Genomic DNA, 13,275 nt, shown 5'->3' on the forward strand with positions numbered 1-13,275 from the left:
TAGAGAAGCCTCATTATGTTAGATAAATTAGTAATCGCGAACCGTGGTGAGATTGCACTACGTATTCTGCGAGCATGTAAAGAGCTAGGCATTAAAACGGTTGCTGTTCACTCAACAGCTGACCGTGACCTTAAGCACGTACTGCTAGCAGACGAAACCATTTGTATCGGTCCTGCTCGTGGTATCGATAGCTACCTAAACATCCCTCGTATCATCAGTGCAGCTGAAGTTACAGGCGCTGTTGCTATCCACCCTGGTTACGGCTTCCTATCTGAAAACGCAGACTTCGCTGAACAAGTTGAACAAAGCGGTTTCATTTTCGTTGGTCCTAAAGCAGAAACTATCCGCATCATGGGTGACAAAGTTTCAGCAATCACGGCAATGAAGAAAGCAGGCGTACCTTGTGTACCTGGTTCTGACGGCCCGCTAAACGACGACGAAGCAGCAAACAAAGCACATGCTAAGCGCATTGGCTACCCAGTGATCATCAAGGCGTCTGGCGGCGGCGGTGGTCGTGGTATGCGTGTTGTTCGCACTGAAGGTGAACTAACAGAAGCAATCGCAATGACACGTGCTGAAGCAAAAGCATGTTTCAACAACGACATGGTTTACATGGAGAAATTCCTAGAAAACCCACGTCACGTTGAAGTACAAGTAATTGCTGACGGTCAAGGCGGTGCTATCCACCTTGGTGAGCGTGACTGTTCAATGCAGCGTCGTCACCAGAAGGTTGTTGAAGAAGCGCCAGCTCCAGGTATCACTGAAGAGATGCGTAAATACATCGGTGAACGTTGTACTCGCGCATGTCTAGAAATCGGCTACCGCGGTGCAGGTACATTTGAATTCCTATACGAAAATGGCGAATTCTACTTCATCGAAATGAACACTCGTATTCAAGTAGAGCACCCAGTAACAGAGATGGTAACTGGTGTTGACCTAATCAAAGAACAACTACGTGTTGCTGCTGGTCAACCTCTATCTTTCACGCAAGACGATATCAAGATCAAAGGTCACGCGATCGAATGTCGTATCAACGCGGAAGATCCAGAGAAGTTCCTACCTTCACCTGGTAAGATTGAGCGCTTCCACGCTCCTGGTGGTATGGGCGTTCGTTGGGACTCTCACATCTACACGGGTTACACAGTTCCACCACACTACGATTCAATGATCGGTAAACTAATCACTTACGGTGAGAACCGTGACGTTGCGATTTCTCGTATGAAGAACGCACTAGGTGAGATGATTGTAGAAGGCATCAAAGTAAACATCTCTCTACAAGAGTCGATCATGAACGACGAGAACTTCCAACACGGTGGTGCAAACATCCACTACCTTGAGAAGAAACTTGGTCTTCAATAGAAACTAGCCTCGTGTAATTTGTTCTTAAATGAACAAAATAAAATGCTCACTTTGGTTATATATAGTAACTTAAAGGGTGTATATTGTGTATTAAGGCAGAGAAATCTGCCTTTTTATTGCACAACCAATATTATAGGTACATAGTCAATTGTGTGTATTACATGTATAGGAAAAGCATGATTTGTCATCAGTAAAAGTCAGAGCAACGATTGTTGAGGACAATACGGGCATCAAAAGCCAACTGCCTATCTTGCTAACTGAGCAAGGAGAGTTAAGTACGGTCACGGACTACCTACTCAAGCTAGAGGCGGATGGGGTGAGTAACTCCGTCATGAATGGATTTCTTCAAGCGGTGTCCTTATTGCTGGATTATATGGAAGCAAATAGAGGATTGTTTGACGACCCGAAGTTGCTCTTTCAGACCTTTTCTCAGCGGTTGTATACAGGAACGATTGGTGAAGATGGACTTGACCCATCAGGTTTGTATTGGGTGCCAAGTTCAACCAGTAACGTGAATAAGCACATTCACCGACTGACGGCATTCACCGATTGGTTGGCAGACAAACAAAGCACTGCACCGATGAATCCCTTGCGTGATGCCACACCTCATGAGCAGCGATTGAATTACGCCGCATGGTATCGAAAAAACCAAAATGACTTCCTTGGTCATATTGAAGATAAGACCGTCAACAAAATCATCCGTAAAGCGCGAACCATTAAGGGACGCACACCACTCACTAAAACCGAGGATGATGCTATCGCCTTTCCTGAAAAGCATTGGGAAGATTTTTATATGAACGGTATTGGTGGCGCAAGCGATCCACGAGTGGCACTCAGGGACAAATTAATACTCCTACTCATGCACGGTGGCGGACTACGCGAAAGCGAGGCTTTAACCCTTTGGGTGACAGATGTGTTTGAAGATCCCTATAACCCAGATAGTGCAATCGTTCGAATTTACAATGAAGTCGATGGCAAAGCGCCAAATGACCCTGAAGTTCGTTCTAAAAATCAAAATAGAGAGACGTACTTAAAAGAAAAGTATGCGCGTATCCCTCGCCAGCGCATGAAAGGCACTGCTCATCTTGGCTGGAAGAATCGTGTGGTTGACCATAAAGATAACTACATACAGGTTCAGTGGTTCCCAACCGACTACGGCAAAGTATTTATGTCACTTTGGAAAAACTATCAAAAATACCGCGCCAGCATCGACTGTCACCACCCTTATGCGTTTATTTCTTTTCATCACAGCGCCTTCGGCAACCCTTACACCATCAACGCTTTCCATGACAACTACGCCAATGGCTTGAAGCGCATTGGTTTGAAGCAAAGCAAGGCTGAAGGTAAAGACCCTCACGGGCATCGTCATAATTACGGTAGACGATTAGAACGCTCAGGATTGAACCCATTGGTGATTCGCCGCTGTATGCACCATAAGTCCCTAGATTCACAAATCCCCTACACAGGCAAAGGTCAGCAGGAAATCTCTGACGAACTGACCCAAGCCACACTGCAACTGGCAAACCCTGAATCCAAAGTCAAAGCACTCGACTGGAAAGCATTGGTAGAGCATGGTTTTGATGACATCGACCCGCAGGGCTACTTCACTGGCAAACATCCAAAATTGAGAGGTAAGTAATGGGGAGTAAAGGCAAAAAACATGGCGGACGCTCATCGGATTTAACTTTCTCATGGATGCTCATCACACTTGGTGCGGAGTGGCAGCAATGGCAAGAGTTGGCAGCCGAATGGATGGCAGAACAAAACACAGGGGTTTACCATAAACGAGAGGCTATGGTTCGATTCTTCGAATCCTATCTTGCTGAATATGCACCCTATGCCATCGGCAATATAGATTTGTTTTTTAAGGGCTACCAAGGACATAAATGCTCTAGCGAAGAGTTGAAAAAACTGGTTAGAAAAACGCGAAATAGCCCCGAAAATATCCAAAATGGCGTGAACTGCCCTTGTGACTTCATCGACTTTGTTATTAAAAAAGTGTTCTCGGAAGAAGGTGACAATGGCAATCTTGTACCATTGGTTGAAAACCCGCTGAGCAAAATCAAACGGCAGAGCAATCTGACGGAGACGGTTCGCAATCCCTTGCCGTATCGCTACATTCAGGACTTGCGCCAAATCCACTGTCCGTTGCCTGATGAAACTGAACTCACAGTCATTGAGCAAAACCTCAAGGACGATGAATCTCTGCTTCCTGCCTATCACTATCGACATTTCAAGCACTGGACATGGGCACAACAGCAAACAGGACAAGGAGAAAGAGGTGGTGATGGTGACTGGTTTGAAGTAGCCCCAGAGCTGATTGATGAAACCGACCCCGACTGCGTGTGGCGCACTAAAGAAGTGACTCGCAAAGGTAATAAAATCGCCCTTCACCAAATCTGGTCGCCCGTCAAAGCAATGGTGATATTTATTAAGCTCCACCTTCCCCTGCGTACCTATCAGGTGCGTATGCTAGACAGTGGTGAAGCCGATACATGGCGCTATGAAAACGGTCAGTGGGTAGTAAACACTCAGCATGATTTTGCACTTGGTAGCGAAAAACACCCATTTGGGAAAGGTATCTTCCGCCGCATTCACGACACTATGACAGGGCTGTATTCCACAGGCTTGTATATCAACACCAACAAGACCGCCGACCAAAACAAAGACGAACTGGAGCGGGGTTACATCATCCCTTGGCAGAACGAAGAAGCGCTGTACTGGCTGGAAAAGCTGCGTAACTGGCAAGAAAAGTATAATCCGATAACAAAGCCCACCGATTGCACCACTCTGCTGAGAAAGCACATTGGAAAAAAGAAATCGGACAAACAAAAGCCTATCAGAGACCAAGTGGCAGACCATGCCTGGTATCAACTCCTATTGACGCTAGAAAGCCAACTCACAGAGCAAGGCAGCACACTAGATAACGGCGAACGGCTAAAACTGGTTGTGGATTACCCAGAGGGCACCCAAGAAGGCGCTAAAGTCTCCACTCTATTTCCATTACACAGTTTACGTGTCTCACTCATCACCGCTTATACGATGGACACGCAACTGCCATTACCTGTTATTTCTAAGCTATTGGCGGGTCATACGCGCCTGTTAATGACCATCTACTACAACAAAATAACCCCATCAGTCATGGCTGAGAAGATGGATGAAGCGCATGGAGAGCTAGACGCCAAATCCAAACAATCGGTACGTAACTTCCTTAAAGATGCTTCGATGGAACAAATCAAATGCAAGATGGTGTATCACAGTGATGATAGCGTTCAGGCAGCATTGGTTAACCGCAATCCAATCGGTTGGGAAGAGCGCTCGTGTGGATTGTGCTTGGTTGGCGGTAACACCGTCAAATCGGATGAAGTCAGCACGCTTGGCGGGTGCTGGAACGGTGGTGGGTTAATTAAAGATGCAAAAGTCGCTGCCAGCCGTGTTTATGCCAGTGTGCCTCATGGCTCTGAAAACTGTATTCGTTGCCGCTGGTTTATTACTGAAGCACGATACCTGCCTGCGCTCAATGCCCATTTCAATCAATTGAGTTACAAGGCGCATCAGGCGGCTAATCTCTCTGTAGAAATTGAGGGTGAGCTGGAAGCCATCAAAGACGAACTGTTCTTCTGTGAAGAGCAAGGTAAGCCGTTCATCAAACACAATGAACTGCAAGCTCTACAGCGTCGCTATGAAAAACAGCAAATCGAAACCGATGAATACGCCAAAGATTGGATAGCATGCTTTGAACTTATTCAGAAAATCATTCGTGTCGAAGAAGCCAGAAATGAAGATGACAGCAAAGATAAACTGATTGCGGTTGGCTCTGAGCACGATGTCAGCCATGCATTGAAGTTTATCGAAACCGATTCAGAGTTACTGCATCTATCCCTTATTTGTGATGACGCGGAGTTCTACCCTGATTTGAAGGATGAACTGCGCAAAACCCCTGTAATTCAAAAGCGTTCAATGCAACTCAGTCGTGTGCTGATGAAAAAAGGCTTTGAGCCGATTTTCATGAAAATGGACGACAAACAACAGCTCATCGCCGCCAATGCGATGCTGCGTCAAATGGCAAAAATCGCTGACCCTGATGACAAACTCGAAGGCTACCGCAAGGTGGCAAACTACATCGAAGCGGGTGAATACCTGAACGATAACAAACTGCTCTCTCAGGGTATTCATGCATTGACTGATAACGCCATTAATCTAAATGGTATTGCACTACCGAAATTATTGGAGGACTAATGGAACTCGATATTGATGTCATTTTGGCTGACTTAAAAGAAGGCAAAGTACCTCGCACACAGCAAAACCTCGATAAGCTCAACGACACGCTGAAAGCCTATGCAGAATCAGGTCAGCGTGACTTTTCCATTACCCAAATTGGTCGAGTGTCTGCTGAAAATGGCGGATTGGCGTATGAGGCTTTGCGTGCCACCCGTAACAAGCACTACCGAACGCTCATCGAAGCATGGGCGGCAAAGTACAATACCAGTACCAAAAAACCGTTATCCAACACCTCAAGGTCTAAATCCATCCCTGCGGATAATAAACTGTTAGAGCGTATCCCAGACCCTGCGGTACGCGCCTTGTTTGGTCAAATCATTGCCGAGCGTAACCGTTACCGCAAAGAGGTTAATCTGCTCAAGCAACACGCCAATATCACCATCGACAAACGCCCTGTGCGCCAGTTTGATACCACCGCAGAGCCAAGCGTGGAAGTGCTGCCATCCCTATCAGGTGTACTCATCGAATCAGAGAAGAAAGCCTTAGCGTATGCCATTTCTGATGAATGTATGGAAAAGAACGACTGGCAAACCACTCAGGCAGGTCAGGTGAAGAACATGGAGGACAACAGCGAAGTATTCCCCAGAGGCTTTGTCACAGGACTTCGCAAACTGTTGGGTGAGGTGGATGACTAATGGCAAGTGGGCAGCAGAAAGCGCAACAAAACTTTGAGGCATTTGAGGTCTGGAAAGCCACACAGACGGACGATGACTTTAAACAAATCGTGTTCAGAGGTCAGCTTAATCGTATTGAAGTGGCAAAGGGTATCGGTTATGACAAATCGGTGTTAAACCAAAACCCTGCCCTTAAAAAAGCACTTAAAGCCTTAGAAGAGGAGCTGCGCGGTAAAGGTGTCCTACCACCGTTGACCGACGCAGCTAAGAAGAATGCGGATAAGCCCAAAGCCTACGACAACACAGCAAATCGCAAGATACTCGATTCCAAGCGGGTGTCGTCATTAGAAGCTGAGAACATTGAATTGAAAGCCAAAGTCAATGAGCTTGAAAAGCGACTTGAGCGCTTTGGTGAGCTATCGGAAACCTTATCCGAAATGGGGTTGATGCCACGATGAATACCGCTTTGCATGAAGACCAAATGCGTGTAACCAGTATCCCTTATCGCTCGACCAAGATGGTGATATTCAGCGGTGTACCGCTGGCGAAAGACTCTTACAAAACCAATAGTGGGAAGTATTACGTCACCATCAAAGCCGACCCAGATAGCATCCCTGTGCTTCCAACGCTGGGTCAGCATTGGTCAGTCAAAGGCGCTCGCCAGATAGAAAATATGGAGATGGGTGATTATGTCATGCAGCAGCACACTTATGAATCACCCAAGCATATTGAATGCACTTTACCCGAAACAGGTGAGCAACTGATACGCTTTATCGCCAGAGAAAGTGACTTCAAGGGTATTGGCGAAAGCAAAGCCAGGGCGATCTGGCAGCTCTTGGGTAAAGACTTCCATGCCACACTGAGAAATGACACCCCAGAGTCCAGAAAGCGTCTGACATCGATTTTGAGTGAAGATTCAGTGGAAGCGCTCTTTAAGGGGTACGCCAAATATAAAAATCTGGCACATTGCAACTGGATGAGTGAGCACAACATCCCCGCCAGTGTGCTGCAACGGCTGCTCAAGCATCACGGTGAAGCCTCCATAGAGGTAATTAAGGATAATCCTTATACTTTGATGGGCTTTGGTCTTTCGTTCAGTGCCATTGAAGACATTATCAAGGTAACGGATTTTAAGAGCGATGTTGCGAAGGATGACCCAAGAAGGCTTAGCGCCGCTCTGGAAATGGCGATTCGCAAGGAGATTGAAAAAGGTCACACCTATACCACTCATGCCAATGTGCGCCCTTACCTCAACAAGCTACTGAAAGACAAAGCACTGGTCACTCAGGCGTTCCAATCAGGTCATGATAAAACTCAGTATATTTTAAATCCCGACACAGGAGCCTACCATCCAACTGCGCAACTTCTGATGGAAAGTGTCGTTGCCAAACGGCTTAACGCACTGATTAAGCGAAATGACTTGTTTGATGAAAACGCCAATGCTGCGTATTGCTCTGCGGTTGCGGAGCTTCCCTACGAATTAACTCCTAAACAAATCGAAGCCGTAACAACGTGTCTGGATAATTCGGTAAGCTGTATTACGGGCGGTGCAGGAACAGGCAAGACAACGGTACTCAGAACGGCTCTCAGGGCCTACCATCAACTTGGATTTGAAATACACGCCGTTGCGCTCAGCGGTCGTGCTGCAATGAGACTTCATGAGTCCATCGGTTTTGTTACCTCAACCATTGCTAAATTACTGCGTGAAGACCCCATAGAGCCCAGTGTCGATAAGCCTAATCACCTACTGGTGATTGATGAGGCAAGCATGATTGACCTGCCAACCATGTATCGTCTTGTGAATCACATTCCCCCCTCTGTACGATTAATATTCACTGGTGACCCCGACCAACTTCCACCAATTGGCTGTGGCAAGGTATTGACAGACATCGTTGAAGCAAAAACGGTGGCAAATACGATGCTAGATATCGTTAAGAGGCAGGAAGGCTCATCGGGCATCCCTGAATACTCAAAGCTCGTCAATGAGGGCGTGATGCCTGAACGATTAAGCACAGGTGCAATACACTTTCACGAAACCAGCACAACAGACATTGCCAAAGTCTGTTGTGAGCTTTACCAACAGTGTCCTGATAACAGTCGCATCATGGCTCCAACCAAAGTGCTCGTATCAGAAATCAATCAACTCACCCAACAAGCCGTTAACCCAGATAGCGTCAGCCTTGAGTTCGAAATCAATGGGAATAAGTTCTTTCTGCCACTTCGCCTCAATGATGCTGTGTTATTTACGCAGAATCATTACGACAAAGGCATTCAGAACGGCTCACTTGGTATGCTAACCAGCGTCAAACCTTCTGGTGATAGTTACGGTGAAGTGACGCTAGATACAGGTGAAAAGGTCGAGATAACACAATCCGTTCTCGACTGCATGGAACTGGGTTATGCAATCACCCTACATAAAGTTCAAGGGTCACAGTTCCCGCGCATCATTATTGCCCTGCAAAAAGGTAGGATAGTAGATAGAGCATGGCTCTATACGGCAATCACGAGAGCGGAAAGTGAAATCCATATCGTTGGTAGTAGCGAGGATATGAAGCGTATCACCGAGGCACCTAGTCACTCTAATAAGCGGAATAGCTATCTGAAAGAACTGTTGAGCTAGCAATTTCAAACTCGTTTATGCCCCAAAGTGTGCCAGGAACTCCGATGGCTTACCTTGTCGTCTAACCCACTTCGTAATACCCAATAAATAGCGTTCTTCCAAACAGTATCAAAAGAACACCTAAGTTGAGTAATGCAACCGCCTCAAAGGTATCGGCGGTTGTATTTGGATGATGGGGGGAAGTTAAAGTGAATCGCCACTTTTCGTTGATTCAATCAATATTGATGTCAACCTGTCTAAGCCTCCCACTAATGTATTGCGCTNTTTATGCCCCAAAGTGTGCCAGGAACTCCGATGGCTTACCTTGTCGTCTAACCCACTTCGTAATACCCAATAAATAGCGTTCTTCCAAACAGTATCAAAAGAACACCTAAGTTGAGTAATGCAACCGCCTCAAAGGTATCGGCGGTTGTATTTGGATGATGGGGGGAAGTTAAAGTGAATCGCCACTTTTCGTTGATTCAATCAATATTGATGTCAACCTGTCTAAGCCTCCCACTAATGTATTGCGCTCAATGGTGAGTGGCGGGAGTAAACAAATCACATTGGTTTTTACACCACAAGACAAGAGTGTCAGTCCATTATCTGAAGCTTTACTGATCTTTTTCGATAAATGCAGCAACTGCTTTTTTCGCACACTCCTCTTCTATAATTGGATTGGGCGCTCCTGACAATCCAATGGCTCCTACAACAGTATTGTTATATGTAATCGGTAACCCTCCAGGGAGCAGTAGAATATCGTCCTCCATTTTTCCAAGTTGCGTATACCCTTTGTTCTCAACTGCTAATGTAAGTTGAGATGTGGGAATTTTTAAACTCGCGGATGTATAGGCTTTACGAAAACTAGTATGAATTGTATTACTACCCGTTTCTTTACCACGATAAAAATACAATAACCTACCCTGGTCATTTACAACTGATATTGAAACGGGCACGTTGATACTGTCACATTCTTGAAGTGCAAGTTTAGCTATTTGCTCGGCTTGCTCAGTTAATAAATATGGTTTGCTTGGAAGCTCGTTCGTTGCATTCGCTGAGGTGGACAATAGTAAGGCCACGAGTGGGAGAGAGATTTTAGTTATCATGTTTGACTCCAGAACGTTATAGTGGAGGCCAATTTATAGCTAATTTAGGTTATTCAACTCTACAATCAGGATTGTCTTTATGGGCGAATTTTCTTTTTCTACTTCGATGGGGGGCGTACCTCAAAAAGCTATGGATAAGCTCAGTTTCAGGGCAAAGAATTATCTATTTCAACCTGGACAATATGTTCATCGCAGCGGTGATACAGCTGAGCTTCTGTATTACGTCCAAGAAGGTAAAATACGTATTAATAGTGTAAGTGAAGCAGGTAAAGAGCTGACAGTAAAAGATCTGCTGAAAGGAGAGTGGTTTGGTCTAATTGGTTGCTTCGGTAAACAAATGCGTCCTAACGATGCAATCGCCTTAGAAAGTACATCTTTAGTCGTTATTCGAAAAAACGATTTCATTGATGTGGCAAATCAACATCCAGAAATTTGGCAATGGGTAACTGCGGTTTTAGCGAGGTATGTTGACAGTTATTATAGCCGATTGCTGTCTAATTCTTTTGACACGTTACTTGTTCGTACCGAAAGTATGTTAAAGCAACTCTCTATTTGGCAAGGTAGTAACGAGTTACAAATTAGTCAAAGTGAACTAGCAAACCTATTAGGGGTAACCAAGGAAGCTGTTGGTATCCAACTTAACTATCTCAAGAAACAAAATAAAGTTAGTTTAAGCTACAAAAGCGTCCTCTTATTAAAGAAGTAAATATAACTACCATTGAGCTGACAAGCTTTGTTTTCAAATAAACCTAGAGGCAAGGTTATACCGTATATTGCTAACGACTAACACGTATTCTTAGACCTATAGCTTTTACGTTTACAATGATGTTATCCATTGATCGTTGTAACATCTCGAACTTAGGTTTTACGATGAGGGTTAGAAGTCACTAACACGTTTCTGTCCGTGCGACGTGAAGTCGCATGAAGCGCTGTTCACCGCGATAAGAGTGAACCGTTTGTATCACCAGACGACCCTAAGGCTCTGAATAAAGCAGCGAGCCTGACAATGTAACGAAGTTTGGCACTGTGCCAAACGGGAGCAGAACCGTGAGGGAATGCTCCTCCTGATAACCACGAATTGGGTGAGTGCTAGGGAATCAGTATGATGAACGAAAGTGAATCCATGTAAGGTGCGTTATACGTGAAGCNTGTCCGTGCGACGTGAAGTCGCATGAAGCGCTGTTCACCGCGATAAGAGTGAACCGTTTGTATCACCAGACGACCCTAAGGCTCTGAATAAAGCAGCGAGCCTGACAATGTAACGAAGTTTGGCACTGTGCCAAACGGGAGCAGAACCGTGAGGGAATGCTCCTCCTGATAACCACGAATTGGGTGAGTGCTAGGGAATCAGTATGATGAACGAAAGTGAATCCATGTAAGGTGCGTTATACGTGAAGCAGCGGAAGTGGTTAATACGCTGTGGCCAAACGGCGATGGGAGTAGGAAAGAGGTTGGACAATACTCTTTCGTGATCGATAGGCTCCTCGCACTATAGTGGGCATCTACCCTGATATTGCGCGACATGCGGAACACGGTAAGCCAGTATCGTTCCTTCGGGAAAGCTGTCTGTGAAGAGAGCCGATAGCGGTGTTGGTAAAGGAGGTTGGAAAAAGCGAATGCTGCATTGTAATGATGCAGATACAGACGGATGTTTGACACGAAAGTGTGCCCACTTCCAACTGGTCTCCCATTGCAAGATGATTTGGAAAACTTTATTTAAGAAGGAACGCAGATGATCTCTTCTCATGAAGTGAGTGCCCCTTCTGGCAGCGCCCAATGGCAATCCATCGACTGGAAAGCGGTTGAGCGCCATGTGTTAAGGCTCCAGATGCGCATTGCAAAAGCAATCCGAGAAGGTAAACACGGTAAGGCGAAAGCACTACAGTGGATACTGACTCACTCGAAAGCAGCAAAATTTCTCGCTGTTCGTCGAGTATCACAAAACAAAGGCAGTAAAACGCCAGGAATTGACGGCGACATCTGGAACACCGATGCACGTCGAATGGCGGCAGTCAGCTTACTGAGCAGAAAAGGCTATCGAGCTAAACCGCTCAGAAGAATCTATATCCCGAAGAAAAACGGCAAACTTAGACCATTAGGTATCCCGTGTATGATAGACCGAGCGCAACAAGCGTTACATCTTCTAGCACTAGAACCTATATCGGAAACAATTGCCGACCCTAACAGCTATGGCTTTAGACCTAACCGAAGCGCAGCCGATGCAATACAGCAGTGCTTCAAATGCCTGTGCAAAAAGGGAGCTGCACAATGGGTTCTTGAGGGGGATATCAAAGCTTGTTTCGACAAGATAGGTCACCAGTGGCTACTTGATAATGTCCCGACAGACAAAAGGATGCTCAAGCAATGGCTGGAATGTGGCTATATAGACAAAGGGCTATTCTACAAAACGGCAGAGGGAACACCACAAGGCGGGATAATTTCACCCACCCTGATGTTGCTCACTCTTGTCGGACTAGAAAAGTTAATTAAATCTATCGCTCGCAAGACAGGCAGCAGAGTAAACTTTATAGGTTATGCTGACGACTTTGTTATCACGGGGTCTTCAAAGGAAGTCCTAGTGAATGACATTAAGCCGCAACTGATGGCTTTCTTACAAGAAAGAGGTTTAGCGCTTTCTGAAGAGAAAACGCACGTTACTCATATCAATGATGGTTTTGACTTTCTTGGCTTCAACGCCAGAAAGTACAAAGGGAAACTGCTCATTAAACCGAGCAAATCCAACGTATTATCATTCTTACGAAACATGCGTGACCTCATTAGAAAACACGCAACAATCCCAGTAGCCGATCTCATTAAGATGATGAATCCAAAGCTACGAGGATGGGCGAATTACTATCGCCACTGTGTTGCTAAACAAACCTTCGGCTATGTTGGTCATCAGATGTTTCTAGCGTTATGGCGATGGTCAGTCAGGCGTCACCCAAACAAGGGACGTAAATGGATCGCACACAAGTACTTTCTAAACTATCAAGGGCAATGGATTTTCCATGGCTGGTTTAAAAAGGATGGACTGTATGGCGTGATCCGACTGTTTCAAATCGGTCAAGTGCCAATCAAGCGACATGTAAAAATCATGAGTCAAGCGACCCCGTTCGATCCTTTTTGGGAAGGTTTTCTCAATGAACGTAAGGTGAAAAATACAGGTCGTAACTCATGGTTTGATCCTGTCGCCACTGCTTTGTGAGTTGCTGGGTAACAATAACGCCTTAGTGGAGGCTTGAGCCGTATGCAGTGAAAGTTGCACGTACGGTTCTTAGGAGGGCGGCATCTGGTAACAGGTGTCGCCTATCCGACA

The 13,275-nt window shown here is 45.6% G+C and carries 9 protein-coding genes and 1 pseudogene; 8 read left to right on the top strand and 2 right to left on the bottom strand.

The annotated features are described in order from the left end of the window. Nucleotides 1-15 precede the first annotated feature (15 nt). From accC to L1D55_RS07955, 6 genes are all read left to right on the top strand, one after another. Nucleotides 16-1,359 (top strand): acetyl-CoA carboxylase biotin carboxylase subunit, encoded by a 1,344-nt coding sequence (gene accC, locus L1D55_RS07930; RefSeq protein ID WP_063525207.1) that lies wholly within the window; start codon nucleotides 16-18, stop codon nucleotides 1,357-1,359. Between the two features lie 181 nt (nucleotides 1,360-1,540). Next, nucleotides 1,541-2,998, top strand: a complete 1,458-nt coding sequence (gene gmtY / locus L1D55_RS07935) for a gamma-mobile-trio recombinase GmtY (RefSeq protein WP_239917055.1) — start codon at nucleotides 1,541-1,543, stop codon at nucleotides 2,996-2,998. Next, nucleotides 2,998-5,598 (top strand): integrase family protein, encoded by a 2,601-nt coding sequence (locus L1D55_RS07940; protein ID WP_239917056.1) that lies wholly within the window; start codon nucleotides 2,998-3,000, stop codon nucleotides 5,596-5,598. The genes gmtY and L1D55_RS07940 overlap by 1 nt, the downstream gene beginning before the upstream one ends. Further along, nucleotides 5,598-6,275, top strand: a complete 678-nt coding sequence (gene gmtX, locus L1D55_RS07945; RefSeq protein WP_239917057.1) for a gamma-mobile-trio protein GmtX — start codon at nucleotides 5,598-5,600, stop codon at nucleotides 6,273-6,275. Before L1D55_RS07940 ends, gmtX begins: the two co-directional genes overlap by 1 nt. Further along, entirely contained in the window at nucleotides 6,275-6,712 is a 438-nt protein-coding gene (locus L1D55_RS07950) for a VPA1267 family protein (protein ID WP_239917058.1), read from the top strand. Before gmtX ends, L1D55_RS07950 begins: the two co-directional genes overlap by 1 nt. Next, complete coding sequence (locus tag L1D55_RS07955) at nucleotides 6,709-8,874, top strand: AAA family ATPase (RefSeq protein WP_239917059.1); 2,166 nt, start codon at nucleotides 6,709-6,711, stop codon at nucleotides 8,872-8,874. Before L1D55_RS07950 ends, L1D55_RS07955 begins: the two co-directional genes overlap by 4 nt. Nucleotides 8,875-9,307: 433 nt before the next feature. Here the strand turns inward: L1D55_RS07955 and L1D55_RS07960 are convergent. Continuing rightward, nucleotides 9,308-9,475 (bottom strand): annotated as a pseudogene (locus L1D55_RS07960) (4-aminobutyrate--2-oxoglutarate transaminase); the annotation flags it as partial. Next, nucleotides 9,468-9,959: a heme-binding protein gene (locus L1D55_RS07965; RefSeq protein WP_239917060.1), complete on the bottom strand. Its 492-nt coding sequence runs from the start codon at nucleotides 9,957-9,959 to the stop codon at nucleotides 9,468-9,470. The pseudogene L1D55_RS07960 and the gene L1D55_RS07965, both read right to left, overlap by 8 nt. A gap of 79 nt (nucleotides 9,960-10,038) precedes the next feature. Here L1D55_RS07965 and L1D55_RS07970 point away from each other — a divergent pair, with 79 nt between their 5' ends. Beyond that, nucleotides 10,039-10,665, top strand: coding sequence for a Crp/Fnr family transcriptional regulator (locus tag L1D55_RS07970; protein WP_239917061.1), 627 nt, complete (start codon nucleotides 10,039-10,041; stop codon nucleotides 10,663-10,665). Nucleotides 10,666-11,691: 1,026 nt separating this feature from the next. After that, on the top strand, nucleotides 11,692-13,164 hold the full coding sequence (gene ltrA, locus L1D55_RS07975) for a group II intron reverse transcriptase/maturase (RefSeq protein WP_239917062.1): 1,473 nt from the start codon (nucleotides 11,692-11,694) through the stop codon (nucleotides 13,162-13,164). Nucleotides 13,165-13,275: the final 111 nt, after the last annotated feature.

This window comes from Vibrio sp. Isolate22, from assembly GCF_022398115.1.
Lineage (GTDB): Bacteria > Pseudomonadota > Gammaproteobacteria > Enterobacterales > Vibrionaceae > Vibrio.

Bases quoted from the DNA above. Each gene is read 5' to 3' on its own strand.
- ltrA (WP_239917062.1), top strand. From the start codon at position 11,692: ATGATCTCTTCTCATGAAGTGAGTGCCCCTTCTGGCAGCGCCCAATGG.
- L1D55_RS07955 (WP_239917059.1), top strand. From the start codon at position 6,709: ATGAATACCGCTTTGCATGAAGACCAAATGCGTGTAACCAGTATCCCT.
- accC (WP_063525207.1), top strand. From the start codon at position 16: ATGTTAGATAAATTAGTAATCGCGAACCGTGGTGAGATTGCACTACGT.
- gmtX (WP_239917057.1), top strand. From the start codon at position 5,598: ATGGAACTCGATATTGATGTCATTTTGGCTGACTTAAAAGAAGGCAAA.
- L1D55_RS07970 (WP_239917061.1), top strand. From the start codon at position 10,039: ATGGGCGAATTTTCTTTTTCTACTTCGATGGGGGGCGTACCTCAAAAA.
- L1D55_RS07950 (WP_239917058.1), top strand. From the start codon at position 6,275: ATGGCAAGTGGGCAGCAGAAAGCGCAACAAAACTTTGAGGCATTTGAG.
- L1D55_RS07940 (WP_239917056.1), top strand. From the start codon at position 2,998: ATGGGGAGTAAAGGCAAAAAACATGGCGGACGCTCATCGGATTTAACT.
- L1D55_RS07965 (WP_239917060.1), bottom strand. From the start codon at position 9,959: ATGATAACTAAAATCTCTCTCCCACTCGTGGCCTTACTATTGTCCACC.